The organism is Tepidimonas charontis (assembly GCF_007556685.1).
Classification (GTDB): domain Bacteria; phylum Pseudomonadota; class Gammaproteobacteria; order Burkholderiales; family Burkholderiaceae_C; genus Tepidimonas; species Tepidimonas charontis.
Map to the genome: position 1 here is coordinate 15,780 of NZ_VJON01000019.1, position 19,333 is coordinate 35,112.

Here is a 19,333-nt window from a genome sequence, read left to right on the forward strand (position 1 = left end):
ATGCCGCCTCCTGCCGCAAGACACGCCGCCGCGCGCTCACTGCTGTTGTTGCTGTTGCGCCGCGGCGTCGCGCTCGGTGAGCGCCTTCATCGACAGCTTGATGCGGCCTTTGTCGTCGGTCTCGATCACCTTGACCTTGACCACCTGCCCTTCCTTGAGGAAGTCGGTGACCTTGTCGATGCGCTGATGCGCGATCTGGCTGATGTGCAGCAGCCCATCCTTGCCCGGCAAAATGTTGACCAGGGCACCAAAGTCGAGAATCTTGGTGACCGGGCCTTCGTAAATCTGGCCGACTTCGACCTCGGCCGTGATCTCCTCGATGCGCCGACGCGCTTCGGCGGCGCGCTGGGCGTCGGTGGAAGCAATGGTGATGGTGCCATCCTCGGCGATGTCGATCTGCGTGCCGGTCTCCTCGGTGATGGCGCGAATGGTCGCCCCGCCCTTGCCGATGACGTCGCGGATCTTCTCCGGGTTGATCTTCATCGTGTACAAGCGCGGTGCATAGGCCGAAATCTCCGCGCGCGCACCGGCGATGGCCGCCTGCATTTTCTCCAGGATGTGCAGCCGGGCTTCCTTGGCTTGCGCCAGCGCCACCCGCATGATCTCCGGGGTGATGCCCTGGATCTTGATGTCCATCTGCAGCGCCGTGACGCCTTCGGTGGTACCGGCCACCTTGAAGTCCATGTCGCCCAGGTGATCCTCATCGCCCAGAATGTCGGTCAGCACCGCGAACCGATTGCCCTCCTTGATCAGGCCCATGGCGATGCCGGCCACGTGCGCCTTCATCGGCACGCCCGCGTCCATCAGCGCCAGACAGCCACCGCAGACGGTGGCCATCGACGAAGAGCCGTTGGACTCGGTGACCTCCGAGACGACACGGATGGTGTAGGGGAATTCGTCCTTGCTGGGCAGTACCGCCACCAGCGCACGCTTGGCCAGACGGCCGTGACCGATTTCACGCCGCTTCGGGGCTCCCACGCGGCCCGTCTCGCCGGTGGCAAACGGCGGCATGTTGTAGTGCAACATGAAGCGGTCTTGGTATTCCCCGGACAGCGCATCGATGATCTGCGCGTCGCGCTCGGTGCCCAGGGTGGCGATGACCAGCGCCTGGGTTTCACCGCGCGTGAACAGCGCCGAGCCGTGGGTGCGCGGCAGCACCCCGGTGCGGATCTCGATCGGTCGCACGGTGCGGGTGTCGCGTCCATCGATGCGCGGCTCGCCGGCCAAGATCTGCTGGCGCACGATGCGCGCCTCGATCTCGAACAGCAAACCATCGACCTTGACCTCGTCGAAGGCCACGCCGGCCTCGGTCAAGCCCGCCTTGACCTGCGCATACGCCTGACGGCAGGCTTGGGTGCGGGCCTGCTTGTTGCGAATTTGGTAGGCCGCGCGCAGCGCCGCCTCGCCCAGCTCGGTAACCTTGGCGATCAGGGCTTCGTCACGCGGCGGCGGCTGCCAATCCCACGCGGGTTTACCGGCCACCCGCACCAAGGCGTTGATCGCTTCGATGGCACGCTTGCCCTGTTCGTGACCGAAGACGACCGCGCCCAGCATCACCTCTTCGCTGAGCTGATCGGCCTCGGACTCCACCATCAGCACCGCCGACTCGGTGCCCGCCACCACCAAATCCAGGCGCGAGTTGGCTCGCTCGGCCGGCCCCGGATTGAGCACGTACTCGCCATTGATATAACCCACCCGCGCCGCACCGATCGGGCCATGGAAGGGAATACCGCTGATGGCCAGCGCGGCGCTGGAGGCGATCATCGCGGGAATGTCGGCGTCCACCTCCGGGTTGAGCGACAACGTGTGCACGACGATCTGCACCTCGTTGAAGAAACCGTCCGGAAACAACGGGCGAATCGGGCGGTCGATCAGACGGCTGGTCAGCGTCTCGTACTCGCTGGGGCGGCCTTCGCGCTTGAAAAAGCTGCCCGGAATCTTGCCGGCGGCATAGGCCTTCTCGACGTAATCGACCGTCAGCGGAAAGAAATCTTGACCGGGCTTGGCCTCGGGGCGCGCGACGACCGTGGCCAGCACGACGGTGCCGTCCATGTCCAGCAGCACGGCGCCCGTGGCTTGGCGCGCGATCTCGCCGGTCTCCATCGTGACCGTGTGGCGGCCCCATTGGAACGTTTGGGTGTGTTTCTGAAACAGGCTCATACGAAACTCCGTGACAAGAGGGGGCCGCCGCTCAGAACACGATGCCATTCCAGCGCCGCACGCCGACGCGCGCACGGCCTTGGAATGACACAGCTTCGCTCTGCACCGGTCGGTCCCTGGGTTGAGGCGGTGTTGCGCCGCCAATCATGCAACAAAAAACGCCCCGGACCGCAGTCCGGCCCCGGGCGTCGTGCAGGTGCGCCGCGCGCACACGGTCAGACAGACAACCACCGATTACTTGCGCAAACCCAGTTTCTGGATCAGCGCCACATAGCGGTCGGAGTCCTTGCGCTTGAGGTAGTCGAGCAGCTTGCGGCGACGGCTGACCAGCTTGAGCAGACCGCGACGGCCGTGGTGGTCTTTCTTGTGGGCTTGAAAGTGCGGGGTGAGTTCGTTGATACGCGCGGTCAGCAGCGCCACCTGGACTTCGGGGCTGCCGGTATCGTTGGCGCCGCGCGCATGCTCGGCAATGACTTTGGCTTTGACTTCGGACGTGATCATGGATAACCTCGACAACGGACATGCGATCCGCGGCAGCCCACGTGTGCGCCGGCGTCCAACACCAACGCACACTGCCGCTGCGGACGTGACTTCTTCGCGCCACACTGGCGTGAAAAAAGCTCCTTATTGTACCATCAGGGACGGGCCATGCGGCAGGTATGCGCCATCTCGGCCGCCTCGGCCTCGATGCGCTTGACCACACGAAAGCCGTAGCCGGACCCCTCGACGTCGAACGGCACGCCCTGAGCGCCTTGGCGCTCCATCACCGCCACCATCAGCGGCTGCTGGGCCTGGTGGTCGTCGGCGCGCATGCGCAAGCGCTGTCCGGCCAGCGTCACGTCGGCGCGCTCCAGCGCATAGGCGATGTCCTGCGCATGCGGCAGCACCCCTGCGCTGGCGCTCGGCGCACGCGCAGCGCGCTCGATGGCTTGCGCCAGCGCCTCGATCATCAGCTGCATGCGCATGTGGATGTAGTCGTCGGCCGGATTGGGGAAGCGCTGGCGGAACGCCTGGTAAAACGCACGCGAGGCCTCGCCGGGCGCGTTGGGGAACCAGTCGGCCACGGCCAACACTTTGCCCACCCCGGCGTCGCCAATGGCCGCCGGCGCCCCCAGCGCATTGCCGTAGAAGGTGTAGAACTTGCCCTCGAAGCCGCCTTCGCGCGCCGCACGCACCAGCAGCGTCAGATCATTGCCCCAGTTGCCGGTGATCACCGCCTGCGCACCGCTGGCTTTGATTTTGGTGATGTAGGGCAAAAAGTCCTTGATGCGTGCCATCGGATGCAGCTCTTCGCCCACGATGCGCACATCGGGCCGCTGCAGCGCCAATTGGCGCCGCGCTTCGCGCAAGACAGCCTGCCCGAAACTGTAGTCCTGTCCGATCAAATACACGTCGCGCACGGTCGCATCGTCTTTGAGCACGCTCATCAACGCCGCCATACGCATGTCCACGTGCGCGTCGAAGCGAAAATGCCAGAAGCTGCAGCGCTCGTTGGTCAGCACCGGATCGACGGCGGCGTAGTTCAGATACAGCAGGGCGCGCTGCGGCGTGCGCGCATTGTGGCGGTTGATGGCCTCGATGAGTGAAGCCGCCACTGCCGAAGAATTGCCTTGCGCCACCAAGGTCACGCCATCGTCCACCGCCGCCTGCAGCGCCGACAGCGCCTCCTGCGCCTGCCCCTTGCTGTCGTAGCGCGCGATCTGCAGCGGCCGGCGAACACCGCCGCCCAGGTCGATCCCGCCGCGGGCGTTGACGCGTTCGGCGGCCCACACCAGGTTGCGAAACACGGCCTCACCGGTGTTGCCCATCGGGCCCGAGAGGCCCTCGATCAGCGCCAACCGCACCGGGTCGGCGGCGCGTCCGTTTTGGGCCCAGGTCGGCGCCCAGCCGCTGGCCACCCAGGCCGCTGCCGTCCCCAGCCAGGTGCGCCGGCTCATCTTGCCGAGCGCGGCGGATCGCAGGGTTGTCGTTTCCATGTCGTTCGTCTTCATCTCTCGATGGGTCCTCGTTGCTTATGGCGCGGACGCGCGGCGGCACCGGTTCGACGCTCGGCCGCGCTGCGTGGGATCATTGTAGCGGGAAATGCGGCGTGATAATTCATAATTACACATAGCTCGCACCCCAACCGGGGGCCACCAACGCACGGCGGCCATCACTCGCCGTCGAGGTGGCGTATCACGCCGGCGCTGCCGGCGTCAACGCCTGCAGCGGCCAGCGCGGGCGCACGTCGAACGCCCAACCATCACCGTGCGGTGGCCAGCCCCCGGCTTGCCAGCGCATTGCCGCCGCCAGCGCGATCATGGCGCCGTTGTCGGTACACAGCGCCAGCTCCGGGTAGTGCACGCGCCAGCCGGCGCGACGCGCCCGCTCATCGAGCTGAGCGCGCAGGCGCTGATTGGCACCGACGCCGCCGGCCACCACCAAACGCTGCAGCCCGGTGGCGCGCATCGCCTGCGCGGCTTTGTGAACCAGCACATCGACGATGGCCGCTTCCGTGGCCGCCGCCAGATCCGCGCGCCGCGCCGCCAGCGCGGGCCCGAGCTTGCGCACCTGGGTCAGCACCGCCGTCTTCAGGCCAGCGAAGGAAAAATCCAGGTCGCCACTGTGCAGCAACGGCCGCGGCAAGGCGAAGGCAGCCGGATCACCCTGCTGGGCCAAACGCGATAGGGCCGGCCCACCCGGGTAACCCAGCCCAAGCAGCTTGGCCGACTTGTCGAACGCCTCCCCGGCGGCGTCGTCGATGGTTTCGCCCAGCAGCGCATAGCGTCCAACCCCATCGACGCGCATCAACTGGGTGTGACCGCCCGAGACCAACAAGGCCACGAATGGAAAAGCGGGTGGGTCGGCGCTCAAAAACGGCGACAGCAAATGCCCCTCCAAATGGTGCACGCCCAGCGCCGGCACACCCAGGGCCATGGCCAGAGCTGCAGCCACCCCCGCCCCCACCAACAAGGCACCAGCCAAGCCGGGTCCGCGCGTGTAGGCCACGGCATCGACCGCACGCAAGTCCACACCGGCCTCCTCCAGTGCGGCCTCCATCAACGGCAGTACGCGCCGGATATGGTCGCGGCTGGCCAGTTCCGGCACCACGCCGCCGTAGTCGCGGTGCATGGCCACCTGGCTGTGCAGCGCCGCGCCCCGCAGCCGCGCCGCGCCGTCGGGCAGCAGCTGCACCAGCGCCACCCCCGTCTCGTCACACGATGATTCAATACCCAAAAAACGCATGGCGGCAGTGTAAGGGCTGCCGCCAAGCGACGGGGCACGACAATGGCGCACTACAATGCTACAATGGTTTGCGAGCGCACGGCGATTCGTCCCCATCGGACGGACACAGCGCGGTCTGTCGGGTCAGTCGATGCCTCCCCGTGCCACCTATCCGATCGCCATCCTGGGCGCCTCCGCGGGGGCGCTGGAGCCGCTGCGTGAATTGCTCGCCGCGCTACCGGGTTCGGCACGGCTGGCGATCATCGTCGCCCAGCATCTCAGTGGGCAGGAGCCGTCGGCGCTGGTGCATCTGCTGCAGTCGGTCACGCCGCTGAAAGTGAAGACGGCGCCCGATGGGGTGCGCCCCGCCGTGGGCACGGTGTTGGTGATACCACCCGGTTGTCACGCCGAATGGGAACACGGCCGCCTGCGGCTGTATCCGGTGCCTGCCGGCGCCTCGCCCGCACCGTCCATCGACCGTCTGCTCAGCAGCGCCGCCACCCTTGGTCCGCGCGTCGTCGCCATCATCCTCTCCGGTACCGGGCAGGATGGTGCGGTCGGCGCTCGCGCGGTGCGCCATGCCGGCGGCAGCGTCTGGGCCGAACAGCCACAAGAAGCGCCCTTTGCCTCGATGCCGCAGGCCATCATCGCCCGCGGCCTGGCCGACCACGTGGACAACGCGGCGGGGTTGGGGCACCGCTTGGCCACGTTGGCCGCGGCGCGCGTGGCTCCAACCGGCCCAGCCAGCAGCATGGCTGGTGAAACCGATGCCCTCGCTGCCCTCATCACCCAGGTCAGTCAGCACACCGGTATCGATTTGGCCGACTACCAAAAGGCCACCCTGCGCCGCCAATTCGAGCGTGTGATGCGGCAGGAGGGCCTACCGAATCTGGCTGCCCTGCAACGCGCCGTCGAGCGCCGCCCCGAGTTGCTGGCCACGCTGGCGCAATCGGTGACGATTGGCGTGACCGCATGGCTGCGTGACCCGAGCGCCTTCGCCGCCCTGCGCGTGGCGCTGCGCGAACGCATTGCCGCGCGCACGACGACCACGCTGCCGATTCGCCTGTGGTCGGTGGGATGCTCCACCGGAGAAGAGGCCTACACACTGGCGATGTTGCTGGACGATCTGCTGCGCGAACTGAGACGTCAGGACGACTGGATGGTGTTGGGCACCGACGTCAATGCCCAGGCCATCGAGCAGGCGCGCAGCGGCATGTTCGACGCGGAAGGGGCGCGGGCACTGCCGGCGGCCTGGCGCGAGCGCTATTTCGTCCGCATCGGCCAGACCCTGCGCGTGACCCCAGACCTGCGGCGGCACTGCGTGTTCACGCGTCACGACGTGCTGCGTGAGCTGCCGTTTTTGCGCATGGACCTGGCGGCGTGCCGCAACGTGCTCATCTACCTGCAAGCGAGCGCCAAGGAGCAGGTGCTGGCCAAGTTGCACTTCGCCCTGCAGCCCGATGGGTTGTTGCTGCTGGGTCACTCGGAGTCGCTGACGGCGCGCACGCGCACGCTGTTTGCGCCGGTGGTGGCCAACGAACATTTGTGGCGCCGCCGTGAGGGCGAGCGGCGTGGCTGGCGCCACGGTAGCGTGGTGATGCACCGCGCCGAACGCCCGGCGACGGCGCTGCTGGGCTCCCCGGCGCGCCAGCTGCGCCCGGCCGACCGCTTGGAGGCCGATTTGCACGAGACCCTGGTGCAGCATCTGCTGCGCCGCCACGCCCCGCCCACGATGCTCACCGACCGCGAGGGTCGTCTGCTGCACGTGCATGGCGATATGGCCGCCATCCTGCATTGGCCCGAAGGGTCGGCGTCGGCCATGGCACTGCCGCACACCGTGCGGCGCGAATGGCAGCGTGACGTTCGGCTGGCCATTCAGCGCCTGCTCAGCGGCACCGACGAATTGGAGCTGCCGCTGCCGGCGCTGGCCGACATGCCCCCGCAGCGACTGTTGGGTGTGCGCTTGGATGTGGCGGGCGACCCTTACCTGCTGCTGTCGTTCGCGCCGGTCGCCCTGCCGGGTGCAGCCACGCACGCCAACGTCCCCCCGGCCGATGCCGTCGATGAGCGCTGGCGTCTGGAGCAAGAGCGACAACTGTCGCTGATCGAAGCGCTGGAGCAGTCGCAGCGTCAACTGCAGCAGCTCAACGAGTCGCTCAGCATCACCTCCGAGGAATTGGAGGCTGCCAACGAGGAGCTGGAGTCCTCCAACGAAGAGCTGCAAGTCTCCAACGAGGAGCTGCGCACGCTCAACGAAGAGCTCGACCGGTCGCTGCGTGAGCAGCAACAGCTGTCCGATTTGCTCGCCACGGTCCAGGAAAGCCTGGCCGGAGCCATCCTCATCATCGACGGGCAGGGGCGGCTGGTGCGCTACAACCAGCATGCAGCGGAGTGGTTCGGGCTGCGCGAACAGCACCTCGGTCTGCCGCTGCGCTTCGACCGGCGGCGCTTTCCCTGGCCAGCCGACTTGGGGGAGCGACTGGAGCGCGACAGTGCAAAGGCGTGGCAGCAGGAGATCGAACAACCCAACGGACGCTATCTGCTGCATATCGCGCCGTGGCGTACCGCCGACGAGCGTCACGGGACGGTGCTCACCGTCACCGACATGAGCGCGCTGCAACGCGCCGAGCACGAACGACTGGAGTTACAAACACGGCTGAGCGCTCTCACCGACGCCCTGCACGAGGCGGTGCTGTTGCTGCAGCCGGCCAGCGGGCGGCTGCTGTATGCCTCGGCGCGTCTGACCGAATGGCTGGGCACACCGAATGCCGACGGTGCAGCGCTGATCGAGCGCATCCACCCCGAGGATCGGCCCCGCGTGCTGGCGCGCTGGCAGGCGCAAGACGATGATCGCTGGACACAGCGCTACCGCTTGTTGCGCGACGGCGCCGGTATCCTGATGGTGCAAGAGCGCTGCAGCCGCATACGGGACGGCAGCGGCGGTGAACGCTTCCTGGCCGCATCGCTGCTGGACATCACCGATCTGATCGAGCTGGAGCGGCGCGAAGCGGCGGTGCGCGCCCGCCTGCAGGCGGTGTGGAGCAATCCAGCGGTGGGGGTGGCGGTGCTCACCCCCGAGGGCCTGATCCAGGACATCAACGATGCCCTGGCGGCGCTGCTGGGTGCGGCCAGCGCCGATCTGCGGGGACGCGCCTGGCGCGACTTCACCGCCGAGCCCGACCGCGCCGAGGACGCGGTGCAGTGGCAGGCGCTGCTGCGTGGCCAGCCCGTGGCTGCGCTGGAGAAACGCCTGCACGGCCTGGACGGCACCCAGCACTGGGCGCGCCAATATCTGCACATGGCCCATCACCCCGATCCGGTGGGGACGCTGGTGGTGGCCATGATCGAAAATATCGAGGACGTCAAAGTCCGCGAGCAAACCATCTTCCGGCAAGCCAACTACGACCCGCTCACCGGACTGCCCAACCGCAATCTGTTTCGCGACCGGCTGGAACAAACCCTGCTGCGTGCGCGGCGCGACATGCAGCCGGTCTATGTCATGTTCATCGACCTCGATGGCTTCAAGGAGGTCAATGACGTCTACGGCCATGAAGCCGGCGATGCGCTGCTGGCCCAAATGGCCGAGCGTTTTCGGCGCGCCGTGCGCGCCAACGACACCGTGGCGCGCTTTGGCGGCGACGAGTTCGTGGTGCTGCTCGATGGCGCCGAGACCCCGATGGTGGCCGAACGCGTTGGCGACGTGCTGCTGCACGCCGCGCGGCAACCGGTGGAGCTGGCCGGCACCGTACAGCACCTGACCGCCAGCATCGGCATCGCGGCCTACCCCAACGATGGCGAGACGGTGGAAGAGCTGCTGCGCATGGCCGACACCGCCATGTACACCGCCAAAAACAGCGGACGCGATCGGCTGCGCTTTTACTCGCCGCACATGGAAAGCCGCGCCCGCCGTCAGGCCGAGATCAAGGTCGGACTGGAAGAGGCGCTGGCGCAGTCGCAGTTCGAGCTGCATTTTCAGCCGTTGGTGATGTGGCCGCAACCGCGCGTGGTCGGGGTGGAGGCGCTGCTGCGCTGGCGCCACCCCACCCGCGGCCTGGTGGCGCCGAGCGAGTTCATCCCCGTGGCCGAGACCACCGGCCAGATTCGGCGCATCGGCGGCTGGGCCCTGCGCGAGGCCGGCCTGCGTGCGCTGGAGGCCGCCCAACGCTGGGGGCCGCCGTTTCGCGTCTCGATCAACTTGTCGGCGGCGCAGTTTGGCGACGCGGCGTTGGAGGCGTGGCTCAACGAAAGTCAAGGCCTGCTGCCGCACCTGACCCTGGAAGTGACGGAGTCGACCTGGATGGACGACAACCCGATCACGCAGCGCTGGCTGCAGCGCGTACGCGCCGGTGGCGCTCTGGTGGCGCTGGACGACTTCGGCACCGGGTACTCGAGTCTGTCGTATCTGATGCGCGCGCCAGTGGACGAACTCAAGATCGACAAGAGCTTCACCGACCACTTGGGCAGCGGCGGGCCGAGCGAGCGCATCGTCGCGGCGGTGCTGGACGTGGCCCAGGCACTGCGCGCCAGCGTCGTCGTCGAGGGGGTGGAGACGCGGCGCCAGCTCGACTTTTTGCGAACGATGGGGCCGATGTGCGTGCAAGGCTATTGTTTCGCGCGTCCCATGCCGTGGGAACAACTGGTGGCGTGGATGGATGCCTTCGACGGGCAGCCGAACGCGGCGCAGTGACGGCGGGGACGACACCCGCTGCCGCGTTGGGTGCCACGGCACCGCGCGTTTCGCAAAAAAACGAACACCCGGCGCGCGGCCGGGTGTCGAGGGTTATGCATAGGATGGGTTGGCGGAGCGGACGGGGCTCGAACCCGCGACCCCCGGCGTGACAGGCCGGTATTCTGACCAACTGAACTACCGCTCCGAAGTGGCGACCCTACGGGGATTCGAACCCCGGTACTCACCGTGAAAGGGTGATGTCCTAGGCCTCTAGACGATAGGGTCGTCGATGACAAACGGTTGGCGGAGCGGACGGGGCTCGAACCCGCGACCCCCGGCGTGACAGGCCGGTATTCTGACCAACTGAACTACCGCTCCGAAGTGGCGACCCTACGGGGATTCGAACCCCGGTACTCACCGTGAAAGGGTGATGTCCTAGGCCTCTAGACGATAGGGTCTACATTCGTGGTGGAGGTAAGCGGGATCGAACCGCTGACCTCTTGCATGCCATGCAAGCGCTCTCCCAGCTGAGCTATACCCCCACGGATACAGACGATGCTTTTAACGCTGACCAGCGTATCGCTCGCGATATCACTGACCGTCGTGCATCGACAAGGCCTGCATTATAGCCATATTTCGTTCTGCCTTCGGCCGTGAGCCGGTGTTTTTTTGTATCCGTCACACGGCCGCCAGACGCGCCAACACATCCTCGCGGCGGTGCAGCGCCAGCACCGCGTCCAGCGACGGCGTCTGCGGCGTACCCATGACGAGCACGCGCACCGGCATGGCCAGCTGGGGCATCTTGAGCCCGTGCGCCGCCAGCGTGGCCTTGACGGCGGCGTTGATGTCGGCCGCGTGCCATGGCACATCGCCCAAGCGCGCGGCCAGCTCGCGCAAGGCCGGGCGCACCGCGTCGGTAACGTAATGGGACAGATCCTCGGCGCGTGGCGTCGGCGCCGCGTAGTACGGCTGTGCCCAGTCGGCCAGTGCTACCGTGGTGTCGCAGCGCTCCTTGAACAGACCGCAGATGGCCGGCAGGCGCGCGTCGGCCTGCAGCCCCCGGCGCGCCAGCTGCTCGGCCACCAGCGGCGCCAGGCGTTCGTCGGGCGTCATTTTCAGGTGCTGGGCGTTGACCCAGCGCAGCTTGGCTTCATCGAACTGCGCTGCGCTACGCCCCAGATGGTCCAGGTCGAACCACTGCAAAAATTGCTCACGCGTGAAGATTTCGTCGTCCCCGTGGCTCCAGCCCAGACGCGCCAGATAGTTGATCATCGCATCGGGCAAAAAGCCGGCGTCGCGGTACCAGGTCACCGGTTTGGCGCCATGGCGCTTGCTCATCTTTTCGCCCTGCTCGTTGAGCACCGTGGGCAGGTGCGCGTACACCGGTGGCTCGTGGCCAAGCGCGCGGATGATGTTGATTTGGCGCGGCGTGTTGTTGACGTGGTCGTCACCGCGGATGACGTGCGTGATGCGCATGTCGATGTCGTCCACCACCACGCAAAAGTTGTAGGTGGGGGTGCCGATGTCGCCCAGCGGTGCCTGGCGCGCGATGACTAGGTCGTCGAGCTCGTCGTTGCGGATTTCCACCCGGCCCTTGACCTTGTCGTCCCACACCACGCTGCCATGGGTGGGATTGCGAAAGCGGATGACGGGTTGCACACCCTCCGGAATCGGCGGCAGGGTCTTGCCCGGCTCCGGACGCCAGGTGCCGTCGTAGCGCGGCTTGAGCTTGGCCGCCATCTGGCGCTCGCGCAGCGCCTCGAGCTCGGCCGGTGTCATATAACAGTGGTAGGCGAGCCCGGCTTGCAGCATCTCGCCGATCACTTGCTTGTAGCGCGCCATGCGTTGCATCTGGTAGTACGGCCCCTCGTCAGGGGTCAGGCCCAACCACGCCATCGCCTCCAGGATGACGTCCACCGCGGCTTGGGTGGAACGCTCCTGGTCGGTGTCTTCGATGCGCAAAATGAAGTCGCCGCCATTGGCGCGGGCAAACGCCCACGGATACAGCGCCGAGCGGATGTTGCCCAGATGGATGAAGCCGGTGGGCGACGGGGCAAAACGGGTGCGGATGCGTGTGCTCATGATGTCCAGGGTGGGCGGGCTTTCAGTGCAGCGCGTCCAGCCCGCGGGCCAGGTCGGCCGTGATGTCGTCGATGTGCTCCAGTCCGACGGAGACGCGGATCAGGCCCTGCGAGATGCCTGCGGCTTGGCGCTGCGCCTCGGTCAGCCGCCCGTGCGAGGTGCTGGCCGGGTGCGAACAGAGGGTTTTGGTATCTCCCAGATTGGTCGACAGCGACAGGGTGCGCAGCGCGTCGAGCACGGCGAACGCGCGCGCGCGCGCCTGCTCGGGGCCGTCGGCACGCACGTCGAAGGCAACGATGGCGCCGCCGCAGCCCGACTGCTGGCGCATGGCCAGCGCATGCTGCGGATGGCTGGGCAAGCCGGGGTAGTACACGCGCGCCACCGCGGGGTGCGCCTGCAGCCAGTGTGCCAGCTGCAAGGCCGTGGCACTTTGCGCCCGCAGTCGCAGGTGCAGCGTCTCCAAGCCCTTGAGCACCACCCAGGCGTTGAAGGGCGCCAAGGTCATACCAGCGCTGCGCAGCACCGGCAAAAACGTCTCGTCGATGAGCGCGCGGCGCGCGCACAGTGCGCCCGCCATCACCCGGCCCTGCCCGTCCAGATATTTGGTGCCGGAGTGCACCACGATGTCCGCCCCCAACGCCGCCGGCCGCTGCAGCGCCGGCGTGGCGAAGCAGTTGTCCACCGCCAGCCAAGCTCCGGCGCGGTGCGCGATGTCGGCCAGCGCCGCGATGTCGCACACCTCGGTGAGCGGGTTGGTGGGGGTCTCGGCCAGCAGCAGGCGAGTTTCGGGCCGAACGGCAGCGCGCCACGCATCGATATCGGCCTGCGGCACGAAGGTGGCCTGCACGCCAAACTTGGCCATGTCGGTGCCGATGAGGCGGATGGTGGCGCCAAACATCGAGCGCGAGCACACGATGTGGTCACCCGCCTTGAGCAAGCCCAGACAAAGCATCAGGATGGCAGCCATGCCCGAGCTGGTGGCAATCGCCGCCTCCGTACCTTCCAGCGCCGCCAGCCGCTGCTCGAAGCTGGTGGTGGTTGGGTTGCCATAACGGGCATAGGTGTAGCCCTCTTCCTGGCCGGCGAAGCGCGCCGCCGCCGCCTCGGCACTGGGCTGCACGAAGCCGCTGGTCAAAAACAGCGCCTCGGCGTTTTCACCGTAGGGGGTACGGGGCACGGCCACACGCACGGCCGCCGTCTCGGCGTGCCAGTGCGGCGTTGCCGCCGCGGACTCCTCGGCCATGCTCAGCCCTCCTGCGCGTTGGGCAAGGTCAACCGCGTGGCGTTGCCATCGTCGTCAGCCGCCTCGGCGGCGGCGCTGGCAGCGCGCCGCGGCGCGTTGAGCGCGGCGACGGACTCCGGCGTGACGTCACCGGTGACGTAGACGCCGTCGAAGCACGAAGCCTCGAAGCCGCGCAACGACGGGTTGAGTACCGCCACCGCCCGCTTCATCGCCTCCACGTCCTGGTAGATGAGGGCGTCGCAGCCGATGATCTGGCGCACCTCCTCCACCGTGCGGCCGTGCGCCACCAGCTCGGCCTGGGTGGGCATGTCGATGCCATACACATTGGGGTAGCGCACCGGCGGGGCGGCACTGGCCAGATGGACCTGACGGGCGCCGGCCTCGCGCGCCATCTGTACGATTTCGCGGCTGGTGGTGCCGCGCACGATGGAGTCGTCCACCAGCAACACGCGCCGCCCGGCGAATTCGCTGGCGATGACGTTGAGCTTTTGGCGCACCGACTTCTTGCGTACCGCCTGCCCCGGCATGATGAAGGTGCGGCCGACGTAGCGGTTTTTGACGAAACCCTCACGGTAGGGGCGTCCGATCAGACGCGCCACCTCCATCGCCGCCGGGCGGCTGGATTCGGGAATCGGGATCACGGCGTCGATTTCCGTTGGCGGCACGGTGGAAATCACGCGCGTGGCCAGCGCCTGCCCCATATTCAAGCGGGCCTGATAGACGGAGATGCCGTCGATGACCGAGTCGGGGCGCGCCAGATAGACGAACTCGAAAATGCACGGATGGTGCGCCGGCGCGTCGGCGCACTGCCGCGCCGTCACTTCGCCGTCGAAGGAGACGAATACGGCCTCCCCGGGCGCGATGTCGCGCTCGAGTCGGTGTCCGGTGCCCTCCAGCGCCACCGATTCACTGGCCACCATCACCGTGCCGTCGGGCCCGCGGCCGATGCACAGCGGGCGAATACCATACGGGTCACGAAACGCCAACATGCCGTGGCCGGCGATGAGCGCCACCACCGCGTAGGAGCCGCGCACACGCCGGTGCACCGCCGCCACCGCCGCAAACAAGTCGTCCGCGCGCAGCGCGGCCCCGCGGGTGCTGCGCTCCAGCTCGTGCGCCAACACATTGAGCAGCACCTCGGTGTCGCTTTCGGTGTTGATGTGGCGATGGTCGAGTCGAAACAACTCATCCTTCAACGCCGCGGCATTGGTCAGATTGCCGTTGTGCGCCAGCGCGATGCCAAACGGCGCGTTGACGTAGAACGGCTGCGCCTCCTCTTCGCTGGCGGCGTTGCCGGCCGTGGGGTAGCGCACCTGCCCCAGGCCGCTGTCGCCCGGCAGGGCGCGCATGTTGCGCGTGCGAAAGACGTCGCGCACCATGCCCTTGGCCTTGTGCATGAAAAATTTACGCCCGGCATGGGTCACGATGCCGGCGGCGTCCTGCCCGCGGTGCTGCAACAGCAGCAGGGCGTCATAGATCAGCTGATTGACCGGCTGGGTACTGACCACGCCGACGATGCCACACATGTCGATGTCCTTCTTCGATCACGGTAAAACCTGCGCCACCGGCAGCGGCGCGAGCTGTGCGATGAGCGACAGCCCTTGCTCCAGCCAACGCGCCCCCTGCGCTTGCTCCCACTGCGGATGATCGGCCCACGGCGTCCACTGCAACGCCGCGGCCAGCGCCAGCAACAGCAACACGCCGCGCGCCGCACCAAACAGCGCCCCGAGGGTGCGATCGATGGGCCGCACACCCACGGCCTGCGCGCCGCGTTGCGCCGCCCACGCCAGCAGCCCCCCGGCGAAGACGGTGACGATGAACAAGGCAGCGAAGGCCAGCAACCAACGCCACGTCGGACTCCAGTGCGGCACAGGCAACCACTGCGCGAGTGGATCGGCCCCGTGCCGCGCGACGAAATACGCCGCCACCCACGCCAGCAGCGCCAAAACTTCATACAACAGACCGCGCCACAGCCCCAGCACGATCGACGCCGCCAGCACGCACGACAAAGCCACGTCCACCGGCATCATGGTTCACAGGGTCAAAATCGCCGCCGGCAAACCCAGCGCCTTGACTTTTTCGGCCACCCGCTCGGCCTCGGCGCGCGAATCGAACGGCCCCACGCGCACGCGGATGCGCTTGCCCTGCGGGGTTTCGGCCACGTGGGTGTAGGTTTTCAGGCCGGCACGCTCCAGGCGCTGGCGCACCTCCTGGGCCCGCGCCGCTTCGGCAAACGCACCGACTTGGACGACCACGCGCACCTTGGCGGCGTCGGTGGCACGCTCGGCGGCGGCCGGTGTCGGGCCGGACGCGGCAGGTGCCCCCGAGGCAGCGCCGCCGACTGCGCCAGCCCCCTGGGCCGCCGCACCGGCGGCCGGTTGCGCCGCAGCCGCGGGAGCAACGGCTGACGAGAGCTGCTCGCGCACGGTGCCAGCGGGCGCGCCGGATGACGGCGCCGCACCGCGCGCATCGGCGCTGGGGCCCTGGGCAGCGGTGGTGCCATCGACATTGCCTGCATCGGTGGTACGGGTTGCCGCATCCGGCGCGGCCGTGGGTGATGCCAAGGCCGGCACGGCGTCACGCGCCGGGATGTCGATGATGACGTCCTCGGGCAGCGGGCGCGGCTCATGCTCCAGCACCGCGGGCAGGATGAAGACTGCGGCCAGCACCAGCACCGCCGCGCCGATGAGCCGCCGGCGCGCCTGCCGGCGCAGGGTCTCGACCGAGGGCGGCGCCTCGCGGCTGGCCCCGGCGGATGGGGACGACGAGCCGGAACCGGAGCGAAGTGCAAACATGCGTCAGCCCTGCAGGTGCTTGGCGCCCAGGCGCGGCAACCCCTGTTGCAGCACGCCACCGACCGTGTAAAAAGATCCCGAGACCACGATTCTACCAGCCGGGTTGGCTGCGGCCAGCGCAGCCTGCAAGGCCGGCCCTGCCCCCCCGTGGCAGTGGGCCACGGCGTCGCGGCGACGCGTCAACGCCCGCCACTGGGCGTGCAACGCTTCGGCCGTGGCCGCGCGCTCGGTTGGTAAATCGCAAAAATGCCACACGTCCACCAGCGCGTCGAGGCGCTGCAGCATCGGTTCCAGGTCCTTGTCGGCCATGGCGCCAAACACCATCTGCGTTTGCGGGTAAAAGCCCATCGCATCCAGGCTTTCGGCCAAAGCGGCCACCGCATGCGGGTTGTGCGCCACATCCAGCACCAGCACAGGCTGCCCGGGCACGATCTGAAAGCGTCCCGGCCATTGCACCATCGCCAACCCCTGCCGCACCGCCTGCGCCACCACCGGCAGCCGCGGGTGCAGGGCTTCTACCGCTGCCAGCACGCCAGCGGCATTGACGAGCTGATTGGCCCCGCGCAAAGCGGGCGGTGCCAGCCCCGCGTAGCGCCGCCCCCGCCCCTGCCACGTCCATTGCTGGCGGTCGCCGCTGTAGTGAAAATCGCGCCCCGCCAACCAAAGATCGGCGCCGATTTCGAGCGCGCGATCGAGGACGCTGCGCGGCGGTGCCGGATCGGAGACCACCGCGGGCCGGCCGGTGCGCAAAATCCCCGCCTTCTCATAGCCGATGGTCTCGCGGTCGGGACCGAGGAAGGCCATGTGGTCGAGGTCGATGCTGGTGATGATGGCGCAATCCGCGTCCCACAGATTGACCGCGTCCAACCGCCCGCCCATCCCCACCTCCAGGATCAGGACGTCGGGCCGCCGTGCCAGCAGCGCGTGCACCAGCGCCAGCGTCGTAAATTCGAAATAGGACAAAGGGACGACTTCGCCGGCGCAGCGGGCGGCTTGGACCGCAGCGAAAGACGGCGTCAGGTCGACCGCCGACATCGGCTCACCGTCCAGGCGTGCGCGCTCCTCGAAATGCACCAGATGCGGGGAGGTGTAGAGCGCGGTGCGGTAGCCGCCGTGCCGGTAAATCGACTCCAGCATCGCACAGGTCGAGCCCTTGCCATTGGTGCCGGCAACGGTGACGACCGGGCAGCGCGGCTGCAGGGCTGCGCCCAGCCGCTGCGCCACCGCCCGTACCCGCTCCAGGCCCAGCGTGATGCGTTGGCCGTGCAGGGCTTCCAGGTAGGCCAGCCAATCGCTCAACGGCGCGTTGGCGCCGGGAGCGGTCGAGGCGGCGTGCGCCGTGGGTTCGGACATTGGATGCAACTTGGGGTGTGGTGGAACGCAGCGCGACCTCGGCCGGGCACGCCGCAGCCGAGGCGACGCACTATTTTCGCACTCCATGCCGCCCCCAGGGTTGCGGCGCGCGCCGCCATCGGTCCGCGCTGCCCGACAATCACGGCTACCAACGACGATGTGATCGAGCCCATGATTTCCAGCAAGCCTTCTGTCACACCCGCCATCGCTTCCCCGCCGACCTCCCCCCCCGCGCAGCGCCCCACCTGGCAACGTCTGCAACGGCTGGCTGCCAACGGCGTGCCGCACCTGCGCGAGCTGCTGTGCGACAGCGGCGCCCGCCGTGCCGAGCGCCTGCATTGGCACGCCGCCGGCATCACGCTGGACGCCACCCACCAGGCCGTCACGCATGAGGTGCTCGACGCACTGCTGGCACTGGCTGCAGAAAGCAGCGTGCGCGAGCAGGCAGCGGCACTGGCACGCGGCGAGATCGTCAACCCCACCGAGGGAAGGGCCGCGCTGCATGTGGCGCTGCGCGCACCCGGCAACGCCACGGGGCCGTGGAGCGCCGATATCGCCGCCGCGGTCCACGCTGAGCGCGAGCGCTTTTTGGCTGCCGCCGAACGCATTCGCACCCAGCGCTGGCAGGGGGCCACCGGCGAGTCCATCACCGATGTCGTGAACCTGGGTATCGGCGGCTCGGACCTGGGGCCGCGCACCGCGGTGCAGGCGCTACAGGCCCTCGTGCACCCAACGGTGCGGGTGCATTTCGTCTCCAATCCGGACGCCTGGACGCTGTACCGCGTGCTGCGCCAGTGCACGCCGGCCCGCACCCTCTTCATCGTCCAGAGCAAGACGTTCACCACAGCCGAGACCCTGCAACTGGCCGCTTCGGCGCGGCGCTGGCTGGCCGACGGCGGCATCGCGGCCGACGTGCAACGCGCCCACCTGCTGGCCGTCACGGCCGCGCCGGCGTTGGCGGCGGCACAGGGCTATGCGCCCGAACACACCTTCCGTATCTGGGACTGGGTGGGCGGACGCTACTCGGTGTGGTCGGCCATCGGGCTGCCGCTGGCCATTGCCATCGGCGCCGAGGCGTTTCGCGCCTTGCTGGATGGCGCGCACGCGATGGACCGCCACTTCTGGGAGTCGCCGCCCGCGCGCAACCTGCCGCTGGCGCTGGCGCTGCTGGGTGTGTGGAACCGCAACTTTTTGGGTTGCCCCACACACCTGTTGGCCATCTACAGCAGCCGGCTCGCCACCCTGGCGCACCATCTGCAACAACTGGAGATGGAGTCCAACGGCAAATCGGTCCACATCGATGGCACGCCTTGCGCCATCGACACCGGCCCCATCGTCTGGGGGGGGTCCGGCATCGACGGCCAGCACGCGTATTTTCAGCTGCTGCACCAAGGCCGCCACCGGGTGCCGGTGGACTTCATCGGCGTGCAGCAAGACGACACCCCGCTGCCGTTGGCGGCTGACCACCAGCGCCTGGTGCAGCTGAGTTTGCGCGCGCAGGCGCGCGCGCTGGCGCTGGGGCGTGACGACGCGGCCACCGCGGCCGAGCTGCGCGCTGCCGGTCTGCCGCCTGATCAGGTGCAGGCGCTCACGCCGCACCGGCGCTTTGCCGGCAACGTGCCCAGCAACATCCTGTGGCTGGAGGCGCTGACGCCGCGCACGCTGGGGGCGTTGCTGGCGGCCTACGAGCACAAGGTCTTTTGCCAAGCGGCCATCTGGCGCGTCAACCCCTTCGATCAATGGGGCGTGGAACTGGGCAAGGCGATACTGCGCCAACTGCAAAATTCACCGGCGTGAGCGTATAGACTGTCGGGTATATCGACTCGA

At 68.0% G+C, this 19,333-nt stretch carries 12 protein-coding genes and 5 tRNA genes; 2 read left to right on the top strand and 15 right to left on the bottom strand.

The window, feature by feature from the left end; all coding sequences use genetic code 11:
* Window positions 1–36: 36 nt before the first annotated feature.
* The 4 genes from pnp to tsaD form a co-directional block, all read right to left on the bottom strand.
* The gene (gene pnp / locus Tchar_RS07040; protein WP_144328349.1) at window positions 37–2,160 is read right to left on the bottom strand and encodes a polyribonucleotide nucleotidyltransferase; all 2,124 of its coding nucleotides are present in this window, start codon (window positions 2,158–2,160) and stop codon (window positions 37–39) included.
* 234 nt (window positions 2,161–2,394) lie between these two features.
* Window positions 2,395–2,661, bottom strand: a complete 267-nt coding sequence (rpsO, locus tag Tchar_RS07045; RefSeq protein WP_144328350.1) for a 30S ribosomal protein S15 — start codon at window positions 2,659–2,661, stop codon at window positions 2,395–2,397.
* A gap of 134 nt (window positions 2,662–2,795) precedes the next feature.
* A complete protein-coding gene (locus tag Tchar_RS07050; protein ID WP_236640373.1) occupies window positions 2,796–4,136 on the bottom strand; it encodes a branched-chain amino acid ABC transporter substrate-binding protein in 1,341 nt (446 codons plus the stop codon).
* Window positions 4,137–4,335: 199 nt separating this feature from the next.
* Window positions 4,336–5,385: a tRNA (adenosine(37)-N6)-threonylcarbamoyltransferase complex transferase subunit TsaD gene (tsaD, locus tag Tchar_RS07055; RefSeq protein ID WP_144328351.1), complete on the bottom strand. Its 1,050-nt coding sequence runs from the start codon at window positions 5,383–5,385 to the stop codon at window positions 4,336–4,338.
* Window positions 5,386–5,515: 130 nt separating this feature from the next.
* Between tsaD and Tchar_RS07060 the strand changes: the two genes are divergently transcribed.
* On the top strand, window positions 5,516–10,051 hold the full coding sequence (locus tag Tchar_RS07060) for an EAL domain-containing protein (protein ID WP_161595474.1): 4,536 nt from the start codon (window positions 5,516–5,518) through the stop codon (window positions 10,049–10,051).
* Between the two features lie 110 nt (window positions 10,052–10,161).
* Here Tchar_RS07060 and Tchar_RS07065 read toward each other — a convergent pair.
* The 11 genes from Tchar_RS07065 to folC form a co-directional block, all read right to left on the bottom strand.
* Window positions 10,162–10,238: transfer RNA gene (locus tag Tchar_RS07065), tRNA-Asp, on the bottom strand.
* 4 nt (window positions 10,239–10,242) lie between these two features.
* Window positions 10,243–10,318, bottom strand: a tRNA-Glu gene (locus tag Tchar_RS07070).
* Between the two features lie 16 nt (window positions 10,319–10,334).
* A tRNA-Asp gene (locus Tchar_RS07075) sits at window positions 10,335–10,411 on the bottom strand.
* A 4-nt stretch (window positions 10,412–10,415) separates the two neighbouring features.
* A tRNA-Glu gene (locus Tchar_RS07080) sits at window positions 10,416–10,491 on the bottom strand.
* 8 nt (window positions 10,492–10,499) lie between these two features.
* Window positions 10,500–10,575 (bottom strand) — tRNA-Ala (locus Tchar_RS07085).
* 136 nt (window positions 10,576–10,711) lie between these two features.
* Complete coding sequence (gene gltX / locus Tchar_RS07090) at window positions 10,712–12,115, bottom strand: glutamate--tRNA ligase (protein WP_144328353.1); 1,404 nt, start codon at window positions 12,113–12,115, stop codon at window positions 10,712–10,714.
* Between the two features lie 22 nt (window positions 12,116–12,137).
* Complete coding sequence (locus Tchar_RS07095; RefSeq protein WP_144328354.1) at window positions 12,138–13,358, bottom strand: O-succinylhomoserine sulfhydrylase; 1,221 nt, start codon at window positions 13,356–13,358, stop codon at window positions 12,138–12,140.
* 2 nt (window positions 13,359–13,360) lie between these two features.
* Window positions 13,361–14,884 carry an amidophosphoribosyltransferase gene (gene purF / locus Tchar_RS07100; protein WP_144328355.1) on the bottom strand — a complete coding sequence of 508 codons (1,524 nt, stop codon included), beginning with the start codon at window positions 14,882–14,884 and terminating at the stop codon, window positions 13,361–13,363.
* 18 nt (window positions 14,885–14,902) lie between these two features.
* On the bottom strand, window positions 14,903–15,388 hold the full coding sequence (locus Tchar_RS07105) for a CvpA family protein (protein ID WP_144328356.1): 486 nt from the start codon (window positions 15,386–15,388) through the stop codon (window positions 14,903–14,905).
* 3 nt (window positions 15,389–15,391) lie between these two features.
* Window positions 15,392–16,153, bottom strand: a complete 762-nt coding sequence (locus tag Tchar_RS07110) for an SPOR domain-containing protein (protein ID WP_144328357.1) — start codon at window positions 16,151–16,153, stop codon at window positions 15,392–15,394.
* Window positions 16,154–16,156: 3 nt separating this feature from the next.
* Window positions 16,157–17,506: a bifunctional tetrahydrofolate synthase/dihydrofolate synthase gene (folC, locus tag Tchar_RS07115; RefSeq protein ID WP_144328358.1), complete on the bottom strand. Its 1,350-nt coding sequence runs from the start codon at window positions 17,504–17,506 to the stop codon at window positions 16,157–16,159.
* A gap of 171 nt (window positions 17,507–17,677) precedes the next feature.
* Here folC and pgi point away from each other — a divergent pair, with 171 nt between their 5' ends.
* A complete protein-coding gene (pgi, locus tag Tchar_RS07120; RefSeq protein WP_161595475.1) occupies window positions 17,678–19,303 on the top strand; it encodes a glucose-6-phosphate isomerase in 1,626 nt (541 codons plus the stop codon).
* The last annotated feature ends 30 nt before the right edge of the window (window positions 19,304–19,333 follow it).

Excerpts from the sequence above, each read along its gene's own strand:
- pgi (WP_161595475.1), top strand. The coding sequence starts at position 17,678 with ATGATTTCCAGCAAGCCTTCTGTCACACCCGCCATCGCTTCCCCGCCG.
- Tchar_RS07060 (WP_161595474.1), top strand. The coding sequence starts at position 5,516 with ATGCCTCCCCGTGCCACCTATCCGATCGCCATCCTGGGCGCCTCCGCG.
- pnp (WP_144328349.1), bottom strand. The coding sequence starts at position 2,160 with ATGAGCCTGTTTCAGAAACACACCCAAACGTTCCAATGGGGCCGCCAC.
- Tchar_RS07050 (WP_236640373.1), bottom strand. The coding sequence starts at position 4,136 with ATGGAAACGACAACCCTGCGATCCGCCGCGCTCGGCAAGATGAGCCGG.
- rpsO (WP_144328350.1), bottom strand. The coding sequence starts at position 2,661 with ATGATCACGTCCGAAGTCAAAGCCAAAGTCATTGCCGAGCATGCGCGC.
- gltX (WP_144328353.1), bottom strand. The coding sequence starts at position 12,115 with ATGAGCACACGCATCCGCACCCGTTTTGCCCCGTCGCCCACCGGCTTC.
- Tchar_RS07105 (WP_144328356.1), bottom strand. The coding sequence starts at position 15,388 with ATGATGCCGGTGGACGTGGCTTTGTCGTGCGTGCTGGCGGCGTCGATC.
- folC (WP_144328358.1), bottom strand. The coding sequence starts at position 17,506 with ATGTCCGAACCCACGGCGCACGCCGCCTCGACCGCTCCCGGCGCCAAC.
- tsaD (WP_144328351.1), bottom strand. The coding sequence starts at position 5,385 with ATGCGTTTTTTGGGTATTGAATCATCGTGTGACGAGACGGGGGTGGCG.
- Tchar_RS07095 (WP_144328354.1), bottom strand. The coding sequence starts at position 13,358 with ATGGCCGAGGAGTCCGCGGCGGCAACGCCGCACTGGCACGCCGAGACG.
- Tchar_RS07110 (WP_144328357.1), bottom strand. The coding sequence starts at position 16,153 with ATGTTTGCACTTCGCTCCGGTTCCGGCTCGTCGTCCCCATCCGCCGGG.
- purF (WP_144328355.1), bottom strand. The coding sequence starts at position 14,884 with ATGTGTGGCATCGTCGGCGTGGTCAGTACCCAGCCGGTCAATCAGCTG.